Source organism: Bacillus cereus G9842 (assembly GCF_000021305.1).
In the GTDB taxonomy this organism is placed as follows: Bacteria; Bacillota; Bacilli; order Bacillales; family Bacillaceae_G; genus Bacillus_A; species Bacillus_A thuringiensis_S.
Genome location: NC_011772.1, coordinates 85,001 through 111,691 on the forward strand (window position 1 = coordinate 85,001; position 26,691 = coordinate 111,691).

A 26,691-nucleotide genomic window follows, 5' to 3' on the forward strand; every position below is an offset into this window, starting at 1 on the left:
AAAGAGTGCGTAATAGCTCACTAGTCGAGTGACTCTGCGCCGAAAATGTACCGGGGCTAAATACACCACCGAAGCTGCGAATTGATACCGATGGTATCAGTGGTAGGGGAGCGTTCTAAGTGCAGTGAAGTCAGACCGGAAGGACTGGTGGAGCGCTTAGAAGTGAGAATGCCGGTATGAGTAGCGAAAGACGGGTGAGAATCCCGTCCACCGAATGCCTAAGGTTTCCTGAGGAAGGCTCGTCCGCTCAGGGTTAGTCAGGACCTAAGCCGAGGCCGACAGGCGTAGGCGATGGACAACAGGTTGATATTCCTGTACCACCTCTTTATCGTTTGAGCAATGGAGGGACGCAGAAGGATAGAAGAAGCGTGCGATTGGTTGTGCACGTCCAAGCAGTTAGGCTGATAAGTAGGCAAATCCGCTTATCGTGAAGGCTGAGCTGTGATGGGGAAGCTCCTTATGGAGCGAAGTCTTTGATTCCCCGCTGCCAAGAAAAGCTTCTAGCGAGATAAAAGGTGCCTGTACCGCAAACCGACACAGGTAGGCGAGGAGAGAATCCTAAGGTGTGCGAGAGAACTCTGGTTAAGGAACTCGGCAAAATGACCCCGTAACTTCGGGAGAAGGGGTGCTTTCTTAACGGAAAGCCGCAGTGAATAGGCCCAAGCGACTGTTTAGCAAAAACACAGCTCTCTGCGAAGCCGTAAGGCGAAGTATAGGGGGTGACACCTGCCCGGTGCTGGAAGGTTAAGGAGAGGGGTTAGCGTAAGCGAAGCTCTGAACTGAAGCCCCAGTAAACGGCGGCCGTAACTATAACGGTCCTAAGGTAGCGAAATTCCTTGTCGGGTAAGTTCCGACCCGCACGAAAGGTGTAACGATTTGGGCACTGTCTCAACCAGAGACTCGGTGAAATTATAGTACCTGTGAAGATGCAGGTTACCCGCGACAGGACGGAAAGACCCCGTGGAGCTTTACTGTAGCCTGATATTGAATTTTGGTACAGTTTGTACAGGATAGGCGGGAGCCATTGAAACCGGAGCGCTAGCTTCGGTGGAGGCGCTGGTGGGATACCGCCCTGACTGTATTGAAATTCTAACCTACGGGTCTTATCGACCCGGGAGACAGTGTCAGGTGGGCAGTTTGACTGGGGCGGTCGCCTCCTAAAGTGTAACGGAGGCGCCCAAAGGTTCCCTCAGAATGGTTGGAAATCATTCGTAGAGTGCAAAGGCATAAGGGAGCTTGACTGCGAGACCTACAAGTCGAGCAGGGACGAAAGTCGGGCTTAGTGATCCGGTGGTTCCGCATGGAAGGGCCATCGCTCAACGGATAAAAGCTACCCCGGGGATAACAGGCTTATCTCCCCCAAGAGTCCACATCGACGGGGAGGTTTGGCACCTCGATGTCGGCTCATCGCATCCTGGGGCTGTAGTCGGTCCCAAGGGTTGGGCTGTTCGCCCATTAAAGCGGTACGCGAGCTGGGTTCAGAACGTCGTGAGACAGTTCGGTCCCTATCCGTCGTGGGCGTAGGAAATTTGAGAGGAGCTGTCCTTAGTACGAGAGGACCGGGATGGACGCACCGCTGGTGTACCAGTTGTTCTGCCAAGGGCATAGCTGGGTAGCTATGTGCGGAAGGGATAAGTGCTGAAAGCATCTAAGCATGAAGCCCCCCTCAAGATGAGATTTCCCATAGCGTAAGCTAGTAAGATCCCTGAAAGATGATCAGGTTGATAGGTTCGAGGTGGAAGCATGGTGACATGTGGAGCTGACGAATACTAATAGATCGAGGACTTAACCATATAATATGTAGCAAATGTTATCTAGTTTTGAAGGAATATGCCTTCAATAGTTTGGTGATGATGGCAGAGAGGTCACACCCGTTCCCATACCGAACACGGAAGTTAAGCTCTCTAGCGCCGATGGTAGTTGGGACCTTGTCCCTGTGAGAGTAGGACGTCGCCAAGCAACTAAAACACGAGTCAAATGACTCGTGTTTTTTCGTGTTTTTTCGTGTTTTATTTTATAATCCATAGTAATAAAAAATGTGTTTAAAGTATTCATATTTTGTTTAAATACAGGGGAATGTGGCTAGGATAGTGAATAAGCAAAAGAGTTGCAAATTTTATTAATACGTATATAATTAAAGTCAAAGATAGTCAAAGTCAATAAAGGTGGCGGATAAATGAGAAATATATCTGATATCATTGAGCAATATCTAAAGCAAGTTATTGACTTAAGTAATAATAATGTGATTGAAATCAAGAGAAATGAGATTGCGGATCGATTCGAGTGCGTACCATCTCAAATCAATTATGTAATCAATACCCGTTTTACGTTAGAAAGAGGATTTGTAGTAGAAAGTAAACGTGGTGGAGGAGGTTACATTCGCATTATAAAAGTCAAACTGCATGACGATATAGATATTATTGATCAAATGCTTCATATGATTGATCATAGCGTTGCGCAAGGGAATGCAGAAAGTATGATTATACGTTTAATAGAAGAGGGAATTATAACAAATCGTGAAGCGAAACTGATGTTAAGCGTAATAGATCGTTCTGTATTATCAATGGATGTTCCTTCTCGAGATGAACTTAGGGCTCGAATATTATGCGCAATGTTAAGAACACTGAAATATAAATAAATATAACTTTTGTAAAAGATTGATAACTAAGATAAAGCAGTTAAATATTGTAGAAGTTTTGAAAAAGAACATGCACTTTTATTTAAACGGATTCAGGAAAGCGAACAATCTAGTAATGTATGAAAAGTACCATGAGATAGAGCGTTCCTGTTGTAAAGGTGGGGATAGTGATGACTTGTCAAAACTGTAATATAAGACCAGCAACTTTACATTATACAAAAGTAATTAACGAGAAGAAGGCGGAAGTTCATCTTTGTGAGCAATGTGCAGAGCAAAGTGGCTATACGTCTTTCTTTCCATCATCGCAGTCTAACTTTTCATTTCATGATTTATTTGCTGGTTTATTACACGGTGAATCAACAATGTTTGAAGAAGGAAAAAATGGATTTTCAAATGCAGATATAGTAAGATGTCCAGATTGTAAGATGACATATGAACAATTTACAAAAGTCGGACGTTTTGGCTGTTATTCTTGTTACGATACATTTAAGGAGCATTTAAAGCCATTATTAAAACGCCTTCACGGTGGGCATACAGAACATTGTGGGAAAATTCCGGAACGTATAGAAGGAAATATCCACTTAAAGAAAGAATTAGATGAACTAAAACTTATTCTGAAACAATACGTACAGAAAGAGGAATTTGAGAAAGCTGCAGAAGTAAGAGATAAGATCCGAGGTCTTGAAATACAGCTTAGTGAGCATAGAGAGGGGGAATAGTTCTATGTCACTGGACAAAATTATGAACGAAGCAATTAGTCCATGGATGAAGGGGGATGGCCCTGATTCTGATATTGTTTTAAGTAGTCGAATTCGTTTGGCTCGTAACTTTAAACAATATCAATTTTCCACTATGCAAAACGAAGAAGAAGCTAAACAGATTCATGAATTATTCAAAAAGAAATTCATAAATAAAGCAGTAGGGTCTTTTGGGGAGTTTGGACTATTAAAGATGAATGAATTAACCCCTCTTCAAAGGAGAGTTTTAGTCGAAAAGCATTTAATTAGTCCAAATCTTGCAGGGACAGAATATGGAGCATGTCTACTATCAGAAAGTGAACATATTAGTGTTATGCTTAATGAAGAAGACCATATTCGGATTCAGTGCCTATTTTCAGGATTACAGTTATCAGAGGCACTTCAAAGTGCCAATCAAATAGATAATTGGATTGAGAAAGAAGTTGAATACGCTTTTGATGAATCACTTGGATATATTACGAGTTGTCCTACTAATGTTGGCACAGGGTTAAGAGCTTCTGTGATGATACATTTACCGGGACTGGTTTTAACAAAAAGAATTAGCCGTATTATACAAGTAATTCAAAAATTAGGGTTAGTAGTAAGAGGAATATACGGTGAAGGTAGCGAAGCGTTAGGTAATATATTTCAAGTTTCAAATCAAATGACGCTAGGAAAGTCTGAAGAAGATATTATTGCAGATTTAAAGAGTGTCATTCAACAAATTATACAGCAAGAAAAAATGGCTAGAGAATTAATTGTACAAAATTCAAGTATTGAACTTGAAGATAAGGTTTATCGTTCTTACGGCATACTAGCAAACAGTCGTTTAATTCAATCTGCAGAAGCAGCCAATTGCTTATCAGATGTACGACTTGGTATTGATCTAGGATATATAAAAGGTATATCGAGAAATATTTTGACTGAGCTAATGGTTCTTACGCAACCAGGTATTTTACAACAATACGCAGGTGGACCTTTAGGGCCAGAAGAAAGAGATTATCGAAGAGCAACCTTAATCCGTGAGCGATTAAGTATTGAAAAAAACTAAGCGCAAGTAGGAGGCGATTTCTATGATGTTTGGAAGATTTACAGAAAGAGCACAGAAAGTGTTAGCTTTATCTCAAGAGGAAGCAATTCGTATTGGGCATAATAATATTGGAACAGAACATATTTTACTTGGGCTTGTACGCGAAGGTGAAGGAATTGCAGCAAAAGCATTAATTGCTCTTGGATTAAGTCCAGAGAAAGTTCAAAAAGAAGTAGAAGCGTTAATTGGGCGAGGAACAGAAGCTTCTCAAACTGTACATTATACACCTCGTGCTAAAAAGGTTATTGAATTATCTATGGATGAAGCGCGTAAGCTAGGCCATTCTTACGTTGGAACAGAACACATTTTACTCGGTTTAATCCGTGAAGGTGAAGGTGTAGCCGCACGTGTTTTAAATAATTTAGGTGTAAGTCTAAATAAAGCAAGACAACAAGTGTTACAACTTCTTGGAAGTAATGAAGCTAGTTCAGGTCATCAAGGTGGTTCAGCAACAAATGCAAATACACCGACACTGGACAGTTTAGCAAGGGACTTAACAGTTGTTGCACGTGAAAATCGCTTAGACCCTGTTATTGGACGCGGTAAAGAAATTCAACGTGTAATTGAGGTATTAAGCCGTAGAACGAAAAATAACCCAGTATTAATTGGTGAGCCTGGTGTAGGTAAAACGGCAATTGCAGAAGGATTAGCACAGCAAATTGTAAATAATGAAGTTCCTGAAACTTTAAGAGATAAGCGTGTTATGACACTAGATATGGGTACAGTGGTAGCTGGAACAAAATATCGCGGTGAATTTGAAGATCGTTTAAAGAAAGTGATGGATGAAATTCGCCAAGCAGGCAATATTATTCTATTTATTGATGAGCTTCATACATTAATTGGTGCAGGTGGAGCAGAAGGTGCAATCGATGCATCGAATATTTTAAAACCATCTTTAGCACGAGGAGAGCTACAATGTATTGGGGCAACAACTTTAGATGAGTATCGTAAATATATTGAAAAAGACGCGGCTTTAGAAAGACGTTTTCAACCAATTCATGTTGATGAGCCAAGTTTAGAAGAATCGATTCAAATCTTGAAAGGTTTACGTGATCGTTATGAGGCGCATCACCGTGTATCTATTACAGATGACGCTATTGATGCAGCTGTAAAACTTTCAGATCGTTATATTACAGATCGCTTTTTACCGGATAAAGCAATTGATTTAATTGATGAAGCTGCTTCAAAAGTTCGCTTACGTTCTTATACAACACCACCAAACTTAAAAGAGCTTGAAGTGAAGCTTGAGGAGATTCGAAAAGAAAAAGATGCAGCTGTACAAAGTCAAGAATTTGAAAAGGCTGCATCCTTACGTGATATGGAGCAACGCTTACGTGAGAAGTTAGAAGATACAAAACGTCAATGGAAAGAGCAACAAGGAAAAGAAAATTCAGAGGTTACGGTAGAAGATATTGCAAATGTCGTTTCTACATGGACGCGTATCCCAGTTTCTAAACTTGCACAAACAGAGACTGATAAATTATTAAATTTAGAATCCATTCTTCATGATCGTTTGATTGGTCAAGATGAAGCAGTAGTAGCAGTAGCAAAAGCTGTTCGTCGTGCAAGAGCAGGATTAAAAGATCCGAAGCGCCCGATTGGTTCATTTATTTTCTTAGGACCAACAGGTGTAGGTAAAACAGAACTTGCAAGAGCACTAGCAGAATCTATGTTCGGTGATGAAGATGCAATGATTCGCATCGATATGTCAGAGTATATGGAGAAGCATTCTACTTCCCGTTTAGTTGGTTCTCCTCCAGGATATGTTGGATATGAAGAAGGTGGACAATTAACAGAGAAAGTTCGTCGCAAGCCATATTCAGTTGTATTATTAGATGAGGTAGAGAAAGCTCATCCGGATGTATTTAATATTCTACTACAAGTATTAGAAGATGGTCGTTTAACAGATTCTAAAGGACGTACAGTTGATTTCCGTAATACAATTGTTATTATGACGTCTAACGTTGGTGCCGAGGCGTTAAAACGTAACAAACATCTTGGATTTAATGTCCAAGATGAAAGCCGTGATTATTCGGATATGAAAGGTAAAGTAATGGATGAGTTGAAAAAGGCATTTCGTCCAGAATTCTTAAACCGTATTGATGAAATTATCGTATTCCATATGCTTGAGAAAAAACATATTCAAGAGATTGTAACTCTTATGGTAAATCAGTTAGTAAATCGCTTAAAAGAACAAGAAATCGAATTGCACTTAACGGAAGGGGCAATTTCAGCTATTGCAGATAAAGGATTTGATCGTGAGTATGGCGCTCGTCCACTTCGCAGAGCAATTCAGAAACATGTAGAAGATAGACTATCAGAAGAACTTTTAAAAGGTGCTATTGAGAAAGGACAAAAAGTTATCTTTGATGTAGAAGGAGAATCATTTGTCATTCATAGTGCGGAAAAGGTAAAATAAGTATAGACAAACAAAGAGGGCTACGCGATAGCCCTCTTTCTTGTACGAGAAGGATAAACGTTTATAGACGAAAGTGAAGTGAACTATAAAAAGGTATGGCTAAAAAGAAAACGAAATTTATATGTCAAGAATGTGGTTATCAGTCACCAAAATATATGGGTAAATGTCCTGGATGTGGTCAATGGAATACACTTGTTGAAGAAATGGAGCCAGTTGTATCATCTAGGCGCCTTAATTACGCGAATGCAATTCAAACGGAAGTAACAAAACCAAGACGTCTTACCGAAGTAGAAACAAAGTCTGAGGCACGTATTGAAACGGAATTTCAAGAGTTTAATCGTGTGCTTGGTGGTGGAATTGTAGATGGGTCCTTAGTGCTTATTGGTGGAGACCCTGGGATTGGAAAATCAACATTACTATTACAGATTTCATCACAATTAGCAGATTCTTCATATGATGTATTATACATATCGGGTGAGGAGTCGGCAAAGCAGATTAAACTTCGTGCAGATCGTTTGCATGTAAAGGGTAGCAATCTATTTGTTGTAGCAGAGACAGACCTGCAGCGTATTGCAGCACATATTGAAGAGATGAATCCAGCTTTTGTTGTTATTGATTCTATTCAAACGATACATTTACCTGAAGTGACGTCAGCACCAGGAAGTGTGGCACAAGTACGTGAATGTACAGCGGAATTAATGAAACTTGCAAAAACAAAAGGAATCCCTATTTTCATTGTCGGGCATGTGACAAAAGAAGGAGCAATTGCAGGACCTCGTATGTTAGAACATATGGTCGATGCAGTTCTTTACTTTGAAGGAGATCGACACCATACGTATCGTATTTTACGGGCTGTGAAGAACCGTTTTGGTTCCACGAATGAAATGGGTATCTTTGAAATGAAAGAGCTTGGTCTTGCGGAAGTTTTAAATCCTTCTGAAATCTTCCTTGAGGAAAGGCCGGTTGGTGTTGCAGGATCAACAGTAGTTGCTTCAATGGAAGGAACAAGACCGGTTTTAGTAGAAATACAAGCATTAATCTCCCCTACTAGTTTTGGAAATCCTCGAAGAATGGCGACGGGAATTGATCATAACCGTGTTTCGCTTATTATGGCAGTATTAGAAAAAAGAACAGGTTTACTATTGCAAAATCAAGATGCATATTTAAAAGTAGCTGGTGGTTTGAAATTAGACGAACCGGCAATTGATTTAGCAGTGGCTTTAAGTATAGCCTCAAGTTTTAGGGATAAATCTACGGCACCAACTGATGCAGTAATAGGAGAAGTAGGATTAACTGGAGAAATAAGAAGAGTATCAAGAATCGAACAACGTGTACAAGAAGCGGCTAAATTAGGATTTCAACGTGTTATTATTCCTAGAAAAAACTTAGGAGGATGGACAATTCCGGATGGGATTGAGGTTGTAGGTGTTTCTAATTTAGGAGAAGCGCTTCGTTTGACATTAGGAGGCTAGGCTATGGAAGAAAATAAGCAACGTGTCAAAAGTATGATTAATATTTTACAGCTCGTGGCCCCAGGAACACCACTGCGTGAAGGGATAGATAATGTACTTCGCGCACAAACAGGGGGGCTAATTGTTCTTGGATATAATGAGCAGATTAAAAGTATTGTGGATGGTGGTTTTCACATTAATTGTGCATTCTCTCCTGCTAGTTTATATGAATTAGCAAAAATGGACGGGGCACTTATTTTAAATGAAACGGGAAGTAAAATTTTAATAGCGAATGCACAGTTAGTTCCAGAGGCATCTATTGATTCTATTGAAACCGGTATGCGTCACCGAACAGCAGAACGTGTAGCGAAGCAGACGGGCAGCCTTGTTGTGGCCATTTCACAAAGACGTAACGTAATTACGCTATATCAAGGGAACTTACGTTATACACTAAAAGATATAGGGGTTATTTTAACAAAGGCAAACCAAGCTATTCAAACGTTAGAAAAATATAAGGCTGTATGGAATGATGGTATTACGAATTTGGGTATTCTAGAATTTGAAGAGGTCGTTACAATGTCTGAGGTAGTTCACGTTTTACATAGTGTTGAAATGGTACTGCGTATTAAAAATGAAATATTGAGCTATATTCATGAGCTAGGAACAGAAGGTAGGTTAATTCGTTTACAGCTTACAGAATTACTAGCTGATTTAGAAGCAGAGGCAGCATTGTTAATTAAAGATTACCATCAGGAGAAAACACAAGACCATCATCAAATTTTGAAAAAGTTACAGGACCTTGCAAATACACAACTTTTAGAGGATAGTGATTTAGTTAAATTACTTGGCTATCCAGGGCAAACTAGTTTAGAAGAAAGTGTGACGCCAAGGGGATATCGAATTACAAGCAAAATCTCTCGTGTTCCGCCACTTATCATTGAAAATTTAATTAATCGATTCAAAACGTTGCAAGGAGTTTGTCGCGCGACGATTCATGAATTGGATGATGTGGAAGGAATTGGGGAAGTAAGGGCGAAGAAAATACGAGAAGGCCTAAAAAGAATTCAAGAGCATCTCTATATGAGTAGACACAATTAAGAATATTACATTGATTCCATAATATAACGACACTAGAACATTTTTGGTATATGATATGATATATTGGTAAATAAAACTATTTATAAAAAAAAACACGTCCGCTTTTGCATTCGGCGTTTTGATTAGCGAAACAATGGTTAATAATGAGTAGGAGGTGGTTGGATGTTAAAACGGATCGTACAGCTCTTCTTTCTAGTAATCGGGGGAGCGTTAGGGATTTACTTAATCCCAAAAGTTATTAATGTATTAGACATCGGTGCTGTTCCTTTATTGGAAGGATCGTATGTTCGTGCGATTATTGGTGCAATTATTTTATTTTTAACAACATTTTGGCTTGTAGATTATATTGTTCAACTTATTAAGCATATTGAAGAGGCTCTTGTAAAGGCGCCTGTAGCAGATGTTTTATTTGGTACATTAGGATTGATCTCTGGTCTTATTGTTGCATATTTAATTTTAATACCGATTCGTGAATTTACAATTCCGGTTATTAGTACGGTGTTGCAAGTGTTCTTCACTCTTTTACTTGGATATTTAGGATTCCAAGTAGGATTTAAAAAGAGGAATGAATTGCTAGGATTATTTACATTACCCCAACGCGGAGGTAAGAAGAAAAATAATAGCGAGAACGAAGAGGTAGAAGCAGAAAAATCTACGACTCATTGGAAAATTCTCGATACGAGTGTAATTATCGATGGACGTATTGCTGATATTTGCCAAACGAAGTTTTTGGAAGGAACAATTGTGATTCCACAATTCGTATTAGAAGAGCTTCAGCATATTGCCGATTCTTCCGATGCTTTAAAGCGTAATCGTGGTCGCAGAGGACTAGACATTTTAAATCGTATTCAAAAAGAGATGCCGATTCCGGTAGAAATTTATGAAGGCGATTTCGAGGATATCCAAGAGGTGGATAGCAAACTTGTAAAGTTAGCAAAAATCACCGGTGGAACTGTAGTAACGAATGATTTCAACTTAAATAAAGTTTCTGAATTACAAGGAGTAACGGTGTTAAACATTAATGATTTAGCTAATGCAATTAAACCAGTTGTACTCCCTGGCGAAGAATTAAATGTTTATGTTGTGAAAGATGGTAAAGAGCAAAACCAAGGTGTTGCGTACTTAGATGATGGTACGATGATTGTAGTAGAAGATGGTAGAGAGTATGTAGGTTCGCAACTTAATGTACTGGTTACTAGCGTATTACAAACATCGGCTGGTCGTATGATTTTCGCAAAACGTAAATTATTAGAAAAAGCATTATAGGTAGAGGATTATTAATATGTATACATTAATTATTCCGGCAGCCGGCCAAGGAAAGCGGATGGGTGCTGGCAAAAATAAGTTGTTCTTACTTATAAACGAAGTACCGATTATCGTTCATACATTACGTGCTTTTGAAAGAGATAAAGAGTGCAAAAGTATTGTTATGGCAATTAACGAAGAGGAACGCCCGTATTTTGAGGAATTAATGCAGAAGTATCCGATTGAAAAACAGGTACAATTTATTCAGGGTGGAGCCGAAAGACAAGATAGTGTATATAACGCGATTCAGCATGCGAGTGATGTTGAATACGTTCTTGTACATGACGGAGCGCGCCCATTCGTAACGAATAAAGTGATTCAAGACGTATTAACAGCAGCAGAAAAATATGGAGCTTCCATTTGTGCAGTGCCAGTAAAGGATACAGTTAAGAAAGTAGAGCAAGGTGTTGTTGTCGAAACGGTAGAACGATCTCAGCTTAAGGCTGTACAAACACCGCAAGGGTTCTCTGTTTCTCTTTTGTTAGAAGCTCATAGAAGTGCAAAACAGAGTTGTTTTCTTGGTACAGATGATGCAAGTCTCGTGGAACGTATTGGTAAGCAAGTAGGTGTAGTAGAGGGGAGTTACTATAATATTAAAGTGACGACTCCAGAGGATTTACTAATTGCTGAAAGTTTCCTTCATGTTCAGAAAAAATAGCCGTGATGGTGTATAACAAAGGAAAGCTCGGCAATGGCCGGGCTTTTCTTTGTAGGGATATCAATATAATATAGAGTCATAAAGCTCAGTGGTTTAGCTCAAGGAGGATGTAAAGAATGTTTCGAATTGGACAAGGTTTTGATGTGCATGAATTTGCGGAAGGTAGACCGTTAATTATTGGCGGAATTACAATTCCACACGAGAAAGGATTAATCGGTCATTCAGATGCAGATGTATTGTTACATACGATTGCTGATGCATGTTTAGGTGCCATTGCAGCAGGAGATATTGGAAAGCATTTTCCTGATACAGACCCAGCTTTTAAAGATGCAGATTCAGCTGTATTGTTACAAAAAGTTTGGGAATTTGTGCGTGAACAAGGTTACGAGTTAGGGAACTTAGATTGTACAATTATTGCTCAAAAGCCAAAAATGGCACCGCATATTGAAAGTATGCGTAAACGTATTAGTGAACTGTTAGAAACGTCTATAGATAACATTAATGTAAAGGCAACAACAACAGAGAAATTAGGATTTACAGGTAGAGAAGAAGGAATTGCTTCTCAAGCAGTGGTATTATTACAGAAAAAATAATGGTTTTTAATTCGTAAGATGGATAATCACATTTTTTTGTTGTACAATTATAGAATGTGTAGACATTAAGAATGGAAGGTGTACCAATTATGGAAAAGCAAGTGAGAGTGCGCTATGCGCCAAGTCCAACAGGACACTTACATATCGGAAATGCGCGTACGGCATTATTTAATTATTTATTTGCTCGTCATTTAGATGGCAAGTTTATTATTCGTATTGAAGATACTGATGTAAAACGTAACGTGGCTGGTGGAGAAGAAAGCCAATTAAAATACTTGAAATGGCTCGGTATGGACTGGGATGAAGGTGTTGATGTTGGTGGTGAATTTGGACCATATCGTCAAACAGAGCGTTTAGATATTTATAAAAAATTATATCTAGATTTATTAGAGCGTGGTTTAGCTTACAAATGTTATATGACAGAAGAAGAGCTAGAAGCAGAGCGTGAAGGACAAATTTCTCGTGGTGAAACACCTCGTTATGCAGGTAACCACCGTGATTTAACTGAAGAACAAATGAAAGAATTTGAAGCTGAGGGACGTATTCCAAGTATTCGTTTCCGTGTACCAGCTGATCGTGATTACACATTTAAAGATATCGTAAAAGATGAAGTAGCATTCCATTCAAATGATTTCGGTGATTTCGTTATCGTGAAAAAAGATGGAATTCCAACTTATAACTTTGCGGTAGCAGTAGATGATCACTTAATGGAAATTACACATGTACTTCGTGGTGATGACCATATTTCAAATACGCCAAAACAAATGATGATTTATGAAGCTTTCGGTTGGGATATCCCGCAATTTGGCCATATGACTTTAATTGTAAATGAAAGCCGTAAAAAATTAAGTAAGCGTGATGAATCTATTATTCAATTTATTGAGCAATATAAAGAGCTTGGATATCTTCCAGAAGCAATCTTTAACTTTATTGCACTACTAGGTTGGTCGCCGGTAGGAGAAGAAGAAATCTTCTCTCAAGAAGAGTTTATCAAAATGTTCGATGCAGCTCGTTTATCAAAATCACCTGCATTATTTGATTCTCAAAAATTAAAATGGATGAACAACCAATATATGAAAAAGCAAGATTTAGATACGGTGGTAGAATTAAGCTTACCGCATCTAGTGAAAGCTGGACGTATAGGTGAAACTTTAAGTGAACAAGAGCAAGCTTGGATTCGTGATGTAATTGCGTTATATCATGAACAAATGAGTTTTGGAGCTGAAATTGTAGAGCTTTCTGAAATGTTCTTCAAAGATCATGTTGATCATGAAGAAGAAGGACAAGAAGTATTAAAAGGTGAACAAGTACCAGAAGTACTTCGTGCATTTGCTGGTCAAGTAGAAGCACTAGAGGCGATGGAACCAGCAGCAATTAAGGCGGCTATTAAAGCAGTTCAAAAGGAAACAGGTCATAAAGGTAAAAACTTATTTATGCCAATCCGTGTTGCAACTACTGGTCAAACACATGGCCCAGAGCTTCCTAATGCTATTGCACTTCTTGGAAAAGAAAAAGTTTTAAATCGTCTTCAAAAAGTAATTGGTTAACATTTTCTAGGTTTAGAAATATAATAAGTATACTTAAAACCTAATAAGGAAAAGCGACGAGAAGGAGAAGTAGAAAATCAGGCTTTTTACAGAGAGAACCACCTTTAGGCTGGAAGTGGTTTATAAGCGGGTTTTTGAAATGCCCCTTCGAGTCTTCTGCTGAACAGCAAAATGTTTTGTGAAACATCTTAAGGCGTTAAAGTAAGCAGAAGCGGTGTACACCGTTATCAGAGATGAGTTTGAGGCTTTTTTAGCCTAAACAGAGTGGAACCGCGCTTAAAAGGCGTCTCTGTCAATATGACAGAGGCGTTCTTTTTTTATACCGTAAAACTGGGTATGAGTATAAATTTTATCTACGTGTATAAAGATTTAGGGAGATAAGTAGGGAGTTAGTTCACTCGAAAAAGCAGCCCATAAAGGGGAGGGAACATCGATGTTTAAGAGGCTTCGGGAAGATATTGAAGTCGTTTTTGAACAGGATCCAGCGGCAAGAGGTTATTTCGAAGTCATTTTAACTTACTCTGGATTACATGCAGTTTGGGCTCATCGAATTGCACATGCTTTTTATAAAAGGGATTTTTTCTTTCTTGCACGTTTTGTTTCACAAGTTAGTCGTTTTTTTACTGGCATTGAGATTCATCCAGGAGCAACTATTGGTCGACGCTTTTTCATAGACCATGGAATGGGAGTTGTAATTGGAGAAACTTGTGAAATTGGTGATAATGTAACAATTTATCAAGGGGTTACATTAGGTGGTACAGGAAAAGAAAAAGGCAAGAGGCATCCAACAATTCAGGATAATGTATTAATTGCGACGGGTGCTAAAGTCCTTGGTTCTATTACTGTGGGAGAGAATTCTAAAATCGGGGCAGGGTCTGTCGTATTAAAAGAAGTTCCTGCACATTCTACAGTTGTAGGTATACCTGGCCGAGTCGTTATTCAAAATGGAGTAAAGATTGGTCAAGAATTAAATCACTCTGACCTTCCGGATCCAATTTTTGATAAATTAAAGGCTATGGAAGTAGAACTTGATAAATTGAAGAAACAACTGGAAGTAAAGGTAGAAAGGAAGGATAAAAATGACTATTCACATTTATAATACGTTAACACGTCAAAAAGAAGAGTTTGTTCCATTAGAAGAAAATAAGGTAAAGATGTATGTATGCGGACCTACAGTCTATAACTACATTCATATTGGCAATGCAAGACCTCCTATGGTATTCGATACAGTACGTCGCTATCTAGAATATAAAGGGTACGATGTGCAATACGTATCGAACTTTACGGACGTAGATGATAAATTAATTAAAGCGGCAAATGAATTAGGTGAAGATGTACCGACAATTGCTGATCGTTTTGTTGAAGCGTACTTTGAAGATGTAACAGCGCTAGGTTGCAAACACGCAACAGTCCATCCTCGTGTAACAGAAAATATGGATATCATTATTGAATTTATTCAAGAACTTGTGAATAAAGGGTATGCATACGAATCAGAGGGTGATGTGTACTTTAAAACGAAGGAATTCGAAGGTTACGGTAAATTATCACATCAACCAATCGCAGATTTACGTCACGGTGCTCGTATTGAGGTAGGGGAAAAGAAACAAGACCCTCTTGATTTTGCTTTATGGAAAGCTGCGAAAGAAGGAGAAATCTTCTGGGAAAGCCCTTGGGGGCAAGGGCGTCCAGGGTGGCATATTGAATGCTCAGCAATGGCACGTAAGTACTTAGGGGATACAATTGACATTCATGCTGGTGGTCAAGACTTGGCGTTCCCGCATCATGAAAATGAAATTGCGCAGTCGGAAGCATTGACTGGAAAAACGTTTGCACGTTACTGGATGCATAATGGATATATTAATATTAACAATGAGAAGATGTCTAAATCGCTTGGTAACTTTATTTTAGTTCACGATATTATTAAGCAATACGACCCACAGTTAATTAGATTCTTTATGTTATCAGTACACTATCGTCATCCGATTAACTTTAGTGAAGAGTTATTACAAAGTACGAATAATGGGCTGGAAAGAATTAAAACAGCTTATGGAAACTTAAAGCATCGTATGGAAAGCAGTACGGATTTAACAGACCATAATGAGAAATGGTTAGTTGAAATAGAGAAATTCCAGACTGCATTTGAAGAGGCAATGAATGATGACTTTAACACTGCGAATGCAATTACCGAATTATACAATGTAGCCAATTATGCAAATCAATATTTACTTGAAGAGCATACATCTAAAGTTGTGATCGAAGCATACGTAAAACAATTGGAAACGTTATTTGATATTTTAGGATTAGAATTAACGCAAGAAGAATTGCTGGATGAAGAAATTGAAGAACTTATCCAAAAGCGCATTGAGGCTCGTAAAAATCGCGATTTCGCATTGTCTGATCAAATTCGTGACGATTTAAAAGGACGTAATATTATTTTAGAAGATACCGCTCAAGGTACAAGATGGAAAAGAGGATAAGGATGATTGATGCAAAGCAATTAAACAGCTTGGCGTTAGCGTATATGGGTGATGCGGTATATGAACAATATATCCGCTATCACCTCCTTCAAAAAGGAAAGGTTCGCCCTAATCAATTACATCGCTTAGGGACGAGCTTTGTTTCAGCAAAAGCACAGGCGAAAGTTGTTTATCATTTATTAGAGACGTCGTTTTTGACAGAGGAAGAAGAGGCGGTATTAAGAAGAGGACGTAATGCAAATTCAGGTACGGTTCCGAAAAATACGGATGTACAAACATATCGACATAGTACAGCCTTTGAAGCGCTAATTGGTTATCATCATTTATTAAATAACCGTGAAAGATTAGACGAAATTGTATATAAGGCAATTGCAGTTTTAGAAGAAAAGGAAGGGGGCACATCATCATGAGTAGTGAATATATTATCGGACGTAACCCTGTAATTGAAGCGTTACGATCAGGGAGAGATATTAATAAAATTTGGATCGCAGAAGGTGCTGCCAAAGGACAAGTGCAGATTGTACTAGCGTTAGCGAAAGAAAATAAGGTTATTTTACAACATGCACCAAAGAAAAAGTTAGATCAATTAGTTGAGGGTAATCATCAAGGTGTAATCGCTCAAGTAGCTGCATATCAGTATGCGGAGTTAGAAGATTTATTCAAAGTGGCAGAAAAACGTAATGAAGATCCATTCTTCTTAATTTTAGATGAGATTGAAGATCCGCATAACTTAGGTTCTATTATGCGTACTGCTGATGCGACAGGAGCTCATGGGATTATTATTCCAAAGAGAAGGGCTGTGGGGCTTACAGCGTCAGTTGCGAAAGCATCAACAGGAGCAATTGAATACATTCCTGTTGCACGCGTAACGAACTTATCCCGTACAATTGATGAATTAAAAGAACGTGGACTTTGGATTGCTGGTACAGATGCCAAAGGAAAAACGGATTATCGTAATTTAGATGGTAAAATGCCGATTGGGTTAGTAATTGGTAGTGAAGGAAAAGGTATGAGCCGTATTATTGGTGAAAAGTGTGATTTCCTAATCACTCTACCGATGGTTGGTAAAGTTACATCCTTAAATGCTTCCGTAGCCGCAAGTTTGTTAATGTATGAGGTATATCGTAAACGTCACGAAATTGGTAAATAAAAGATGAACGATATTTTAATCGTTGACGGTTACAACATTATCGGAGCTTGGGGAGATTTGAAGAAACTGCGGGATGTAGATTTACAATCATCAAGAGATGCACTTATTGATAAGATGGCGGATTATCAAGGTTATACAGGCACAAAAGTGATGATAGTCTTTGATGCCTATACAGTACATGGTATTGAAAAAAAGATGAAACAATCTCGTGTGGAAGTAATATTCACACGAAAGAATCAAACTGCAGATGAAAAGATAGAGCAACTTGCGATAGAGCTTAGAAATATAAATACACGAATATATGTTGCGACTTCTGATTACACGGAACAATGGGTTATATTTGCGCAAGGTGCCCTTCGGAAATCTGCGCGTGAATTAGAGTTGGAAGTACAGGCAATGGAGCAACAAGTAAGAAGGCGTACAAAAGACACGAAAGAACAGCAACCCGCCATGCGAAAGATATTTAGTAAAGATATTACAGAAAAATTAGAAAAATTAAGAAGAGGAGAGCGTTGAAGCATTGACGCTCTTTGTCTTTTTACTGTATAATATTGCTAAATAAATAGCGGTCGGAGGGATCAAGGTGGAAGCAGGCTTCGTAAGTGTAGGCGACGTTACATTTCGTGATTTAGAGGATGAGGCAATCGTTGAGTTAGTTCGAAAAGGTAATACTGACGCTCTAGAATATTTAATTCACAAGTATAAGAACTTTGTTCGCGCGAAATCAAGATCTTACTTTTTAGTGGGTGCCGATCGAGAAGACATTGTTCAAGAAGGTATGATAGGGTTGTTTAAAGCAATTCGTGATTATAAAGAGGACAAGCTGTCTTCATTCAAAGCATTTGCTGAACTGTGTATCACTCGACAAATTATTACCGCTATTAAAACGGCAACAAGACAAAAACATATTCCCTTAAATTCATATGTGTCTTTAGATAAGCCGATTTACGATGAGGAATCTGATCGAACATTATTGGATGTTATTTCTGAAGCGAAGGTAACTGATCCTGAAGAGATGATTATTAGCCAAGAAGAATATACAGACATAGAATCAAAAATATCAGAATTATTAAGCGATTTAGAAAGAAAAGTACTTTCTTTATATCTAGATGGGCGTTCTTATCAAGAGATTTCAGAACAGTTAAACAGACATGTGAAATCTATTGATAACGCTTTACAGCGGGTGAAGAGGAAATTGGAACGATATATGGAAATGCGAGAAAGTACAACTTTAAATTCATAACAAATAACAAGTACAACAGGTGTAAAATAAATCACCTGTTTTCTTTTGTAGAGCGTACAAAATGCATGTCATTGACATTGTCTTTTATTGTATGATACATTTTTAGGGACATAATGTTACAAGGTTGGTGTAACTAATGAGGAAAAAAGTTGTACTCTCATGTGAAGAGTGTAAAAATCGAAACTACTCTACTATGAAAGATACGAGCTCAATAGAGCGACTTGAAATAAAAAAGTTTTGTAAAACATGCAATCAGCATACAGTTCACAAGGAAACAAAATAAATAATTGAAATAATACACTGGAGGTCCCGCAGATGCGTTTAACGAACTTTTTCGGCGATGTAGGTCGCGAAATGAAAAAAGTAAGTTGGCCTAAAAAAGATGAATTACTCCGCTCAACAGCGACTGTTGTTGCTACAGTTGTGTTCTTTGCGATTTTCTTCGCAGTAGTTGATATGGGCATTTCTTCTTTAATTCGGTTAATTCTTGGTTAATTCTTGAATAAGAAGCACTTATCCATGATATAATGTTATTTATAAGAACTGTGTAAAAGCCCGGTGAACGGGTTTTTTCATTTGCGCAAAAAAATGTACGTCAGGGAGGGAAGGACGCTCGTCCTAAATGAATGGAAAAAAGTTGGTATGTTGTCCATACTTATTCTGGATATGAAAATAAAGTAAAAGCAAACCTAGAGAAGCGTGTAGAATCAATGGGTATGCAAGATAAAATTTTCCGTGTTGTTGTCCCGGAAGAAGTAGAAGTAGAAATGAAAAACGGAAAAGAAAAATTAATGAAAAGAAAAGTGTTCCCAGGTTATGTATTAGTAGAATTAATCATGACTGATGATTCTTGGTATGTTGTACGTAACACGCCGGGTGTAACTGGGTTCGTTGGTTCTTCTGGTTCTGGATCTAAGCCATCGCCTCTATTAGAAGAGGAAGTTGTTACCATTATGAAACATATGGGAATGGACAACGAAGTGGTTGATTTCGACTTTGAACTTCATGAGACAGTACGTGTAAATGAGGGGCCATTCGCAGATTATACAGGTGCTATTGAAGAAATTGATGTGGAGAAGAAAAAGGTTAGTGTACTTGTGGACATGTTTGGTCGCGAGACTCCAGTTGAACTTGACTTCCATCAAATTGAAAAATTATAAAATGAAACTTGAAATGAATTGTAAAAAGTGATAATATCTTTTAAGTCAGTACGTCTTCATTATCGGAGGCGTTTTTTGAAAGATTTTATCCTTACAGATAAAATATGACGTGGGAGGGCAAATCACTGTCCAATTGACCACATCACGGACTTAAGGAGGTGTGTCTCGTGGCTAAAAAGGTAATTAAAATGGTAAAGCTTCAAATTCCTGCAGGTAAAGCTAACCCAGCTCCACCAGTTGGTCCAGCATTAGGACAAGCAGGTGTTAACATCATGGGCTTCTGTAAAGAGTTTAACGCTCGTACAGCAGATCAAGCTGGTCTTATCATCCCTGTTGAAATTACGGTATTTGAGGACCGTTCATTCACTTTCATTACTAAAACTCCTCCTGCTGCTGTTCTTCTTAAGAAAGTAGCTGGTATTGAGTCTGGTTCTGGTGAACCAAATCGTAATAAAGTGGCAACTGTTAAGCGTGATAAAGTACGCGAAATCGCTGAAACTAAAATGCCTGACCTAAACGCTGCTAGCGTAGAAGCTGCAATGCGTATGGTTGAAGGTACTGCACGCAGTATGGGCATCGTTATCGAAGACTAATTCGATTTGTTTTTAAAAAAAGGTTGCGGGTCTGGAATTCCAATTCGCAACCTTTATTATCGTAAATGATTATCGTTTTTAAATAAATGGATGGCGCTCATCCTCAGGTTATACCTGAAAACAGGCGTAAACGTGGGAGGTTATTCCGCTAAAACCACATTCGAGGAGGAAATAAAAATGGCTAAAAGAGGTAAAAAGTACGTAGAAGCTGCAAAGCTTGTTGACCGTGCAGCTGCTTACTCTGCAACAGAAGCGGTAGAATTAGTAAAGAAAACAAACACAGCTAAATTTGATGCAACTGTAGAAGCTGCATTCCGTTTAGGTGTTGACCCTAAGAAAGCTGACCAACAAATCCGTGGTGCAGTTGTTCTTCCGCACGGTACTGGTAAAGTACAACGTGTATTAGTGTTCGCTAAAGGTGAAAAAGCTAAAGAAGCTGAAGCTGCTGGAGCTGACTTCGTAGGCGATACTGATTACATCGGTAAAATCCAACAAGGTTGGTTCGATTTCGATGTAGTAGTAGCAACTCCTGACATGATGGGTGAAGTTGGTAAACTTGGTCGCGTATTAGGACCTAAAGGTTTAATGCCAAACCCTAAAACTGGAACAGTTACTTTCGATGTAACTAAAGCTGTTAACGAAATCAAAGCTGGTAAAGTTGAATACCGCGTTGATAAAGCTGGTAACATCCACGTTCCAATCGGTAAAGTATCTTTCGAAGATGCTAAATTAGTAGAAAACTTCAAAACAATCGCTGATACTTTATTAAAAGTTAAGCCATCTGCTGCAAAAGGTACTTACATGAAGAACGTAACAGTTGCTTCTACAATGGGACCTGGCGTACGTGTAGACGTTTCTACATTAGCGTAAAAATTGGAAGTTGACTTCATAAAGAAGATTTAATATAATCATTTATGTTGTGAATTTAAATAGTGTACCGTAGACAGTAGGTGTCAATAGACTTAATTTCCTACCTAGGTGTTAATATACGAAACGGAATTTTTTTTCTGTGACTATATGCCTCCATGTCTACAAGTTGGGCATGGAGGTTTTTAGTGCACTTTCGGTACATCTTCTATATAATCTACAGGAGGTGTAATAACATGAGCAAAGTAATCGAAACTAAACAACAAGTTGTAACTGAAATCGCGGACAAACTTCGTGCTAGTAAATCTACGATCGTTGTTGACTACCGTGGTTTAACGGTTTCTGAAGCAACAGAATTACGTAAGCAATTACGTGAAGCTGGCGTTGAGTTCAAAGTTTACAAAAACTCTCTAACTCGTCGTGCTGCAGAATCTGCTGAAATGGCTGAGTTAAACGAATTCTTAACAGGACCAAACGCAATCGCGTTCAGTAACGAGGATGTAGTTGCTCCTGCGAAAGTATTAAACGACTTCGCTAAAAATCATGAAGCTTTAGAAATTAAAGCGGGCGTAATCGAAGGTAAACTTGTAACACTTGATGAGGTTAAAGCAATCGCTACTCTTCCATCACGTGAAGGCTTACTTTCTATGCTTCTTAGCGTTCTTCAAGCTCCAATCCGTAACCTTGCACTTGCTACTAAAGCAGTTGCAGAACAAAAGGAAGAGCAAGGCGCTTAATTTTTTAAAAGATAATTACGTATTATCGATAAAACAATACAAACCTATTTAAGGGAGGATATTTACAATGACTAAAGAACAAATCATTGAAGCAGTTAAATCTATGACTGTATTAGAACTTAACGACTTAGTAAAAGCTATCGAGGAAGAATTCGGCGTAACTGCTGCTGCTCCTGTAGCTGTTGCTGGTGGCGCTGGAGAAGCTGCTGCTGAGAAAACTGAATTTGATGTGGAACTAACTAGCGCTGGTGCACAAAAAATCAAAGTTATCAAAGTTGTTCGTGAAATCACTGGTCTTGGCTTAAAAGAAGCTAAAGAATTAGTTGACAACACTCCAAAAGTAATCAAAGAAGCTGCTGCTAAAGAAGAAGCTGAAGAAATCAAAGCTAAACTTGAAGAAGTTGGCGCTGCTGTAGAAGTTAAGTAATTAACTTTTGATGCTTTAAAAAAAGCTCGCTCTCATGCGAGCTTTTTTTTTAACTGTAAAGAAGAGAGGTGGCCATATGGCAGACCATTATTTTTCTAACGACCCTTCTAGTAAAAGTGATCGTAAGCGATGGGAATTTGCACTTCGTGGATCTCAATTTACTTTCTTATCCGACCATGGGGTGTTCTCGAAAAACGAAGTGGACTTTGGTTCCCGTCTTTTAATTGAAGCTTTTCAAATGCCAGATATTAAAGGTAATATATTAGATGTAGGTTGCGGATACGGTCCTATTGGTTTGTCGCTAGCGAAAGAGTTTCAAGGTCGTGAAGTTCACATGGTGGATGTGAATGAAAGGGCGCTTGGACTTGCGAAAGAAAACGCCGCTAATAACAAAATCGAGAATATACGTATTTTTCAAAGTAGCGTCTATGAAAATGTAGATGGCAAGTATGCTGCTATTCTATCTAACCCTCCAATTCGTGCGGGTAAAGATGTCGTACATGAAATTTTAGAAAAAGCTGTGGAGTATTTAGTTCCAGGTGGAGAACTTTGGATTGTTATTCAAAAGAAGCAAGGTGCACCATCTGCGCTGAAAAAACTAGAGGAAGTATTTTCTGAAGTTGAGGTTGTAGAAAAGAAAAAAGGATATTATATCATAAAATCAAAAAAACGTTGACGGTTATTTTTGGCTATGTTAACATTATACAATGCCAATATATGATTTTCTGCGTTGAGAAAGATGTATATTTTTGTTTCTCTTGGAAAAGATAGTAAAATCAGCAGATTATGAAACAGAATGATGGTTTTCTTATAGAAGCCATTTTTCTTTTTTGAGCAGGTAGAAAGACTCAACGTATTTATCTTTAAGAGAAAAAGACTACGCTAATAGCAGTAGTTGTATTTATTTGTGATTTTGCACAAATTTTTTTGTGCATTTATAATACTCATGATTTGAGGGGTGAAGCAGTTGACAGGTCAACTAGTTCAATACGGACGCCACCGCCAACGAAGAAGTTATGCCCGTATTAGTGAAGTATTAGAGTTACCAAATCTTATCGAAATTCAAACCTCTTCTTATCAGTGGTTTCTTGATGAGGGTTTGCGAGAAATGTTCCAAGACATTTCTCCGATTGAAGACTTTACGGGAAATCTATCGCTTGAATTTATCGACTACAGCTTAGGTGAACCTAAATACTCTGTAGACGAATGCAAAGAGCGTGATGTGACGTATGCAGCACCACTTCGTGTAAAAGTGCGTCTAATCAACAAGGAAACTGGTGAAGTAAAAGAACAAGATGTGTTCATGGGAGATTTCCCACTCATGACAGAGACTGGAACATTCGTAATTAACGGTGCAGAACGTGTTATCGTTTCCCAGTTAGTTCGCTCTCCAAGCGTATACTATAGTGGCAAAGTGGATAAAAACGGAAAACGTGGTTTTACTGCTACTGTAATTCCAAACCGCGGAGCTTGGTTAGAGTATGAGACAGATGCTAAGGATGTTGTATATGTGCGTATTGACCGTACGCGTAAACTTCCTGTAACTGTTTTGTTACGCGCATTAGGGTTTGGCTCTGATCAAGAAATCACCGAGCTTTTAGGTGATAACGAATACTTAAGCAACACATTAGAAAAAGACAACACAGATAGCACAGAAAAAGCATTGCTTGAAATTTATGAGCGTCTACGTCCTGGTGAACCACCAACAGTAGAAAATGCTAAGAGCTTACTTGTGTCTCGTTTCTTCGATCCAAAGCGCTACGATTTAGCAAATGTAGGTCGCTATAAGATCAACAAGAAGTTACACATTAAAAACAGATTGTTTAATCAACGTTTAGCTGAAACATTAGTGGATCCAGAAACTGGTGAAATTTTAGCGGCAGAAGGAACAATCTTAGATCGTCGTACACTTGATCGCATTTTACCTTACTTAGAGAAAAACATTGGATTCAAAACAGCGAAACCAATGGGTGGAGTGGTAGAAGGCGATGTTGAGCTGCAATCTATTAAGATTTATGCTCCTGAGTCGGAAGGCGAACGCGTAATTAATGTAATTGGTAATGCAAACATTACTCGTGATGTGAAACACATCACACCAGGTGATATCCTTGCTTCTATCAGTTACTTCTTCAACCTACTATACAAAGTAGGAGATACAGATGATATTGACCATTTAGGAAACCGTCGTCTGCGTTCTGTTGGAGAACTATTACAAAACCAATTCCGTATCGGCCTTTCTCGTATGGAACGTGTTGTTCGTGAGAGAATGTCGATCCAAGATACAAATGCAATTACACCACAGGCACTAATTAATATTCGTCCTGTTATTGCATCTATTAAAGAGTTCTTCGGAAGTTCTCAGTTATCTCAGTTCATGGACCAAACAAATCCATTAGCAGAGTTAACTCACAAACGAAGACTATCTGCATTAGGACCTGGTGGTTTAACGCGTGAGCGCGCAGGCTTTGAAGTACGTGACGTTCATTACTCCCACTATGGTCGTATGTGTCCGATTGAAACACCAGAGGGACCAAACATTGGTTTGATTAACTCATTATCTTCGTTCGCGAAAGTAAATGAGTTTGGTTTCATTGAAACACCATACCGTCGTGTTGACCCAGAAACTGGTCTTGTAACAGGGCATGTTGATTATTTAACAGCAGATGAAGAAGATAACTATGTTGTAGCCCAAGCGAATATGAAATTATCTGATGAAGGTGAATTCCTAAGTGAAGATATCGTAGCTCGTTTCCGTGGCGAAAATATTGTCACAAATAGAGAACGCATCGACTACATGGATGTATCTCCAAAACAAGTAGTGTCGGCAGCGACAGCTTGTATTCCGTTCTTAGAAAACGATGACTCTAACCGCGCACTTATGGGAGCGAACATGCAACGTCAGGCGGTTCCGTTAATGAATCCGGAATCTCCGATTGTAGGTACAGGTATGGAGTACGTATCAGCAAAAGACTCGGGTGCTGCAGTAATCTGTAAACATCCTGGTGTTGTTGAGCGCGTAGAAGCACGTGAAGTTTGGGTACGTCGCTATGTAGAAGTTGACGGTCAAACAGTAAAAGGCGACTTAGATCGCTACAAAATGCAAAAATTCATTCGTTCTAACCAAGGAACTTGTTACAACCAACGTCCAATCGTAAGTGTTGGAAATGAAGTTGTAAAAGGTGAAATCCTTGCGGATGGTCCTTCTATGGAATTAGGTGAACTAGCACTTGGACGTAACGTGCTTGTTGGCTTCATGACTTGGGACGGTTATAACTACGAGGATGCGATTATCATGAGTGAGCGCCTTGTAAAAGATGATGTGTACACTTCTATTCATATTGAAGAATATGAATCAGAAGCTCGTGATACGAAGCTTGGACCAGAAGAAATTACACGTGACATTCCAAACGTTGGGGAAGACGCATTACGTAACCTTGACGAGCGCGGTATTATTCGCGTTGGTGCTGAAGTAAAAGATGGAGATTTACTTGTTGGTAAAGTAACACCTAAAGGTGTAACAGAATTAACAGCTGAAGAACGTCTATTACATGCTATCTTTGGAGAAAAAGCGCGTGAAGTACGTGATACATCACTACGTGTACCACACGGTGGTGGCGGTATTATCTTAGACGTAAAAGTATTCAACCGTGAAGATGGCGATGAATTGCCACCAGGTGTGAATCAACTTGTACGTGCATATATCGTTCAAAAACGTAAAATTTCTGAAGGTGACAAGATGGCCGGACGTCACGGTAACAAAGGTGTTATTTCTCGTATTTTACCAGAAGAAGATATGCCTTACTTACCAGACGGTACGCCAATCGATATTATGTTAAACCCATTAGGGGTACCATCTCGTATGAATATCGGTCAGGTATTAGAGCTTCATCTTGGTATGGCAGCAAGATACCTGGGCATTCACATTGCAACACCAGTATTCGATGGTGCTCGTGAGGAAGATGTTTGGGGCACAATTGAAGAAGCTGGTATGGCAAATGACGCGAAAACAATCCTGTATGACGGACGTACTGGTGAACCATTCGATAACCGCGTATCTGTTGGTGTCATGTATATGATCAAACTTGCGCACATGGTTGACGATAAACTTCATGCTCGTTCTACTGGACCATACTCACTTGTAACGCAGCAACCTCTTGGAGGTAAAGCTCAGTTCGGTGGACAGCGTTTCGGTGAGATGGAGGTTTGGGCACTTGAAGCTTACGGTGCTGCTTATACTCTTCAAGAAATCTTAACAGTGAAGTCTGATGATGTTGTTGGACGTGTTAAGACTTATGAAGCAATTGTTAAAGGCGAAAATGTTCCAGAACCAGGCGTTCCTGAATCATTCAAAGTATTGATTAAAGAGCTGCAAAGTTTAGGTATGGACGTTAAAATGATGTCTAGCGACGATACAGAAATTGAAATGCGTGATACAGAAGATGATGATGATCATCAATCAGCAGATAAATTGAATGTTGAAGTTGAGACAACTAAGGAATAA

25 protein-coding genes, 2 rRNA genes and 2 other annotated features (1 of these 29 running past the window's edge) are annotated in these 26,691 nt (G+C 38.8%); all 27 genes read left to right on the plus strand.

The window, feature by feature from the left end:
• Positions 1 to 1,793: ribosomal RNA gene (locus tag BCG9842_RS00435) — 23S ribosomal RNA — on the plus strand (it extends 1,129 nt beyond the left edge of the window).
• A 50-nt stretch (positions 1,794 to 1,843) separates the two neighbouring features.
• Positions 1,844 to 1,959 (plus strand): 5S ribosomal RNA (gene rrf, locus BCG9842_RS00440).
• 217 nt (positions 1,960 to 2,176) lie between these two features.
• Entirely contained in the window at positions 2,177 to 2,638 is a 462-nt protein-coding gene (ctsR, locus tag BCG9842_RS00445) for a transcriptional regulator CtsR (protein ID WP_001244560.1), read from the plus strand.
• Between the two features lie 170 nt (positions 2,639 to 2,808).
• Positions 2,809 to 3,357, plus strand: coding sequence for a UvrB/UvrC motif-containing protein (locus BCG9842_RS00450; RefSeq protein WP_000128376.1), 549 nt, complete (start codon positions 2,809 to 2,811; stop codon positions 3,355 to 3,357).
• Positions 3,358 to 3,361: 4 nt separating this feature from the next.
• Positions 3,362 to 4,426, plus strand: a complete 1,065-nt coding sequence (locus BCG9842_RS00455) for a protein arginine kinase (RefSeq protein ID WP_000050838.1) — start codon at positions 3,362 to 3,364, stop codon at positions 4,424 to 4,426.
• 22 nt (positions 4,427 to 4,448) lie between these two features.
• The gene (gene clpC / locus BCG9842_RS00460; protein ID WP_000971173.1) at positions 4,449 to 6,884 is read left to right on the plus strand and encodes an ATP-dependent protease ATP-binding subunit ClpC; all 2,436 of its coding nucleotides are present in this window, start codon (positions 4,449 to 4,451) and stop codon (positions 6,882 to 6,884) included.
• A gap of 95 nt (positions 6,885 to 6,979) precedes the next feature.
• Complete coding sequence (gene radA, locus BCG9842_RS00465) at positions 6,980 to 8,356, plus strand: DNA repair protein RadA (RefSeq protein WP_001085199.1); 1,377 nt, start codon at positions 6,980 to 6,982, stop codon at positions 8,354 to 8,356.
• A 3-nt stretch (positions 8,357 to 8,359) separates the two neighbouring features.
• Positions 8,360 to 9,433: a DNA integrity scanning diadenylate cyclase DisA gene (disA, locus tag BCG9842_RS00470; RefSeq protein ID WP_000392164.1), complete on the plus strand. Its 1,074-nt coding sequence runs from the start codon at positions 8,360 to 8,362 to the stop codon at positions 9,431 to 9,433.
• A 162-nt stretch (positions 9,434 to 9,595) separates the two neighbouring features.
• Positions 9,596 to 10,699 (plus strand): PIN/TRAM domain-containing protein, encoded by a 1,104-nt coding sequence (locus BCG9842_RS00475; protein ID WP_000919681.1) that lies wholly within the window; start codon positions 9,596 to 9,598, stop codon positions 10,697 to 10,699.
• A gap of 16 nt (positions 10,700 to 10,715) precedes the next feature.
• On the plus strand, positions 10,716 to 11,396 hold the full coding sequence (ispD, locus tag BCG9842_RS00480; protein ID WP_000288312.1) for a 2-C-methyl-D-erythritol 4-phosphate cytidylyltransferase: 681 nt from the start codon (positions 10,716 to 10,718) through the stop codon (positions 11,394 to 11,396).
• A gap of 116 nt (positions 11,397 to 11,512) precedes the next feature.
• A complete protein-coding gene (ispF, locus tag BCG9842_RS00485; RefSeq protein ID WP_000488386.1) occupies positions 11,513 to 11,989 on the plus strand; it encodes a 2-C-methyl-D-erythritol 2,4-cyclodiphosphate synthase in 477 nt (158 codons plus the stop codon).
• An 89-nt stretch (positions 11,990 to 12,078) separates the two neighbouring features.
• On the plus strand, positions 12,079 to 13,536 hold the full coding sequence (gltX, locus tag BCG9842_RS00490; RefSeq protein WP_000415149.1) for a glutamate--tRNA ligase: 1,458 nt from the start codon (positions 12,079 to 12,081) through the stop codon (positions 13,534 to 13,536).
• Between the two features lie 47 nt (positions 13,537 to 13,583).
• Positions 13,584 to 13,830: a binding site (T-box leader), on the plus strand.
• 139 nt (positions 13,831 to 13,969) lie between these two features.
• Entirely contained in the window at positions 13,970 to 14,635 is a 666-nt protein-coding gene (cysE, locus tag BCG9842_RS00495) for a serine O-acetyltransferase (protein ID WP_000476495.1), read from the plus strand.
• The gene (gene cysS, locus BCG9842_RS00500) at positions 14,616 to 16,013 is read left to right on the plus strand and encodes a cysteine--tRNA ligase (protein ID WP_000152281.1); all 1,398 of its coding nucleotides are present in this window, start codon (positions 14,616 to 14,618) and stop codon (positions 16,011 to 16,013) included. The genes cysE and cysS overlap by 20 nt, the downstream gene beginning before the upstream one ends.
• Before the next feature lie 2 nt (positions 16,014 to 16,015).
• Positions 16,016 to 16,423: a Mini-ribonuclease 3 gene (locus BCG9842_RS00505; protein ID WP_000564265.1), complete on the plus strand. Its 408-nt coding sequence runs from the start codon at positions 16,016 to 16,018 to the stop codon at positions 16,421 to 16,423.
• Positions 16,420 to 17,163 carry a 23S rRNA (guanosine(2251)-2'-O)-methyltransferase RlmB gene (rlmB, locus tag BCG9842_RS00510; RefSeq protein ID WP_000093762.1) on the plus strand — a complete coding sequence of 248 codons (744 nt, stop codon included), beginning with the start codon at positions 16,420 to 16,422 and terminating at the stop codon, positions 17,161 to 17,163. Before BCG9842_RS00505 ends, rlmB begins: the two co-directional genes overlap by 4 nt.
• Positions 17,164 to 17,166: 3 nt before the next feature.
• Positions 17,167 to 17,679, plus strand: a complete 513-nt coding sequence (locus BCG9842_RS00515) for an NYN domain-containing protein (RefSeq protein ID WP_000997887.1) — start codon at positions 17,167 to 17,169, stop codon at positions 17,677 to 17,679.
• A gap of 67 nt (positions 17,680 to 17,746) precedes the next feature.
• Positions 17,747 to 18,406 carry an RNA polymerase sporulation sigma factor SigH gene (locus tag BCG9842_RS00520; protein ID WP_000387198.1) on the plus strand — a complete coding sequence of 220 codons (660 nt, stop codon included), beginning with the start codon at positions 17,747 to 17,749 and terminating at the stop codon, positions 18,404 to 18,406.
• Positions 18,407 to 18,542: 136 nt separating this feature from the next.
• Positions 18,543 to 18,689 (plus strand): 50S ribosomal protein L33, encoded by a 147-nt coding sequence (gene rpmG, locus BCG9842_RS29025; protein ID WP_014481927.1) that lies wholly within the window; start codon positions 18,543 to 18,545, stop codon positions 18,687 to 18,689.
• Between the two features lie 32 nt (positions 18,690 to 18,721).
• Positions 18,722 to 18,901 carry a preprotein translocase subunit SecE gene (gene secE, locus BCG9842_RS00525; RefSeq protein ID WP_001241323.1) on the plus strand — a complete coding sequence of 60 codons (180 nt, stop codon included), beginning with the start codon at positions 18,722 to 18,724 and terminating at the stop codon, positions 18,899 to 18,901.
• A 131-nt stretch (positions 18,902 to 19,032) separates the two neighbouring features.
• On the plus strand, positions 19,033 to 19,566 hold the full coding sequence (gene nusG / locus BCG9842_RS00530; RefSeq protein ID WP_000415794.1) for a transcription termination/antitermination protein NusG: 534 nt from the start codon (positions 19,033 to 19,035) through the stop codon (positions 19,564 to 19,566).
• 167 nt (positions 19,567 to 19,733) lie between these two features.
• A complete protein-coding gene (gene rplK / locus BCG9842_RS00535; RefSeq protein WP_001085872.1) occupies positions 19,734 to 20,159 on the plus strand; it encodes a 50S ribosomal protein L11 in 426 nt (141 codons plus the stop codon).
• A gap of 177 nt (positions 20,160 to 20,336) precedes the next feature.
• Positions 20,337 to 21,029, plus strand: a complete 693-nt coding sequence (rplA, locus tag BCG9842_RS00540; RefSeq protein WP_002084079.1) for a 50S ribosomal protein L1 — start codon at positions 20,337 to 20,339, stop codon at positions 21,027 to 21,029.
• A 49-nt stretch (positions 21,030 to 21,078) separates the two neighbouring features.
• Positions 21,079 to 21,223 (plus strand) — a sequence feature (ribosomal protein L10 leader region).
• A 39-nt stretch (positions 21,224 to 21,262) separates the two neighbouring features.
• Positions 21,263 to 21,763: a 50S ribosomal protein L10 gene (gene rplJ / locus BCG9842_RS00545; protein ID WP_000048717.1), complete on the plus strand. Its 501-nt coding sequence runs from the start codon at positions 21,263 to 21,265 to the stop codon at positions 21,761 to 21,763.
• A 67-nt stretch (positions 21,764 to 21,830) separates the two neighbouring features.
• On the plus strand, positions 21,831 to 22,190 hold the full coding sequence (gene rplL, locus BCG9842_RS00550; RefSeq protein WP_000159736.1) for a 50S ribosomal protein L7/L12: 360 nt from the start codon (positions 21,831 to 21,833) through the stop codon (positions 22,188 to 22,190).
• A 76-nt stretch (positions 22,191 to 22,266) separates the two neighbouring features.
• Entirely contained in the window at positions 22,267 to 22,866 is a 600-nt protein-coding gene (locus BCG9842_RS00555; RefSeq protein WP_000763259.1) for a class I SAM-dependent methyltransferase, read from the plus strand.
• A 291-nt stretch (positions 22,867 to 23,157) separates the two neighbouring features.
• Complete coding sequence (rpoB, locus tag BCG9842_RS00560) at positions 23,158 to 26,691, plus strand: DNA-directed RNA polymerase subunit beta (protein WP_000147553.1); 3,534 nt, start codon at positions 23,158 to 23,160, stop codon at positions 26,689 to 26,691.

What these genes read in the sequence shown, in the direction of transcription:
- ctsR (WP_001244560.1), top strand. Translation starts at nt 2,177, where the DNA reads ATGAGAAATATATCTGATATCATTGAGCAATATCTAAAGCAAGTTATT.
- BCG9842_RS00450 (WP_000128376.1), top strand. Translation starts at nt 2,809, where the DNA reads ATGACTTGTCAAAACTGTAATATAAGACCAGCAACTTTACATTATACA.
- BCG9842_RS00455 (WP_000050838.1), top strand. Translation starts at nt 3,362, where the DNA reads ATGTCACTGGACAAAATTATGAACGAAGCAATTAGTCCATGGATGAAG.
- clpC (WP_000971173.1), top strand. Translation starts at nt 4,449, where the DNA reads ATGATGTTTGGAAGATTTACAGAAAGAGCACAGAAAGTGTTAGCTTTA.
- radA (WP_001085199.1), top strand. Translation starts at nt 6,980, where the DNA reads ATGGCTAAAAAGAAAACGAAATTTATATGTCAAGAATGTGGTTATCAG.
- disA (WP_000392164.1), top strand. Translation starts at nt 8,360, where the DNA reads ATGGAAGAAAATAAGCAACGTGTCAAAAGTATGATTAATATTTTACAG.
- BCG9842_RS00475 (WP_000919681.1), top strand. Translation starts at nt 9,596, where the DNA reads ATGTTAAAACGGATCGTACAGCTCTTCTTTCTAGTAATCGGGGGAGCG.
- ispD (WP_000288312.1), top strand. Translation starts at nt 10,716, where the DNA reads ATGTATACATTAATTATTCCGGCAGCCGGCCAAGGAAAGCGGATGGGT.
- ispF (WP_000488386.1), top strand. Translation starts at nt 11,513, where the DNA reads ATGTTTCGAATTGGACAAGGTTTTGATGTGCATGAATTTGCGGAAGGT.
- gltX (WP_000415149.1), top strand. Translation starts at nt 12,079, where the DNA reads ATGGAAAAGCAAGTGAGAGTGCGCTATGCGCCAAGTCCAACAGGACAC.
- cysE (WP_000476495.1), top strand. Translation starts at nt 13,970, where the DNA reads ATGTTTAAGAGGCTTCGGGAAGATATTGAAGTCGTTTTTGAACAGGAT.
- cysS (WP_000152281.1), top strand. Translation starts at nt 14,616, where the DNA reads ATGACTATTCACATTTATAATACGTTAACACGTCAAAAAGAAGAGTTT.
- BCG9842_RS00505 (WP_000564265.1), top strand. Translation starts at nt 16,016, where the DNA reads ATGATTGATGCAAAGCAATTAAACAGCTTGGCGTTAGCGTATATGGGT.
- rlmB (WP_000093762.1), top strand. Translation starts at nt 16,420, where the DNA reads ATGAGTAGTGAATATATTATCGGACGTAACCCTGTAATTGAAGCGTTA.
- BCG9842_RS00515 (WP_000997887.1), top strand. Translation starts at nt 17,167, where the DNA reads ATGAACGATATTTTAATCGTTGACGGTTACAACATTATCGGAGCTTGG.
- rpmG (WP_014481927.1), top strand. Translation starts at nt 18,543, where the DNA reads ATGAGGAAAAAAGTTGTACTCTCATGTGAAGAGTGTAAAAATCGAAAC.
- secE (WP_001241323.1), top strand. Translation starts at nt 18,722, where the DNA reads ATGCGTTTAACGAACTTTTTCGGCGATGTAGGTCGCGAAATGAAAAAA.
- nusG (WP_000415794.1), top strand. Translation starts at nt 19,033, where the DNA reads ATGGAAAAAAGTTGGTATGTTGTCCATACTTATTCTGGATATGAAAAT.
- rplA (WP_002084079.1), top strand. Translation starts at nt 20,337, where the DNA reads ATGGCTAAAAGAGGTAAAAAGTACGTAGAAGCTGCAAAGCTTGTTGAC.
- rplJ (WP_000048717.1), top strand. Translation starts at nt 21,263, where the DNA reads ATGAGCAAAGTAATCGAAACTAAACAACAAGTTGTAACTGAAATCGCG.
- rplL (WP_000159736.1), top strand. Translation starts at nt 21,831, where the DNA reads ATGACTAAAGAACAAATCATTGAAGCAGTTAAATCTATGACTGTATTA.
- BCG9842_RS00555 (WP_000763259.1), top strand. Translation starts at nt 22,267, where the DNA reads ATGGCAGACCATTATTTTTCTAACGACCCTTCTAGTAAAAGTGATCGT.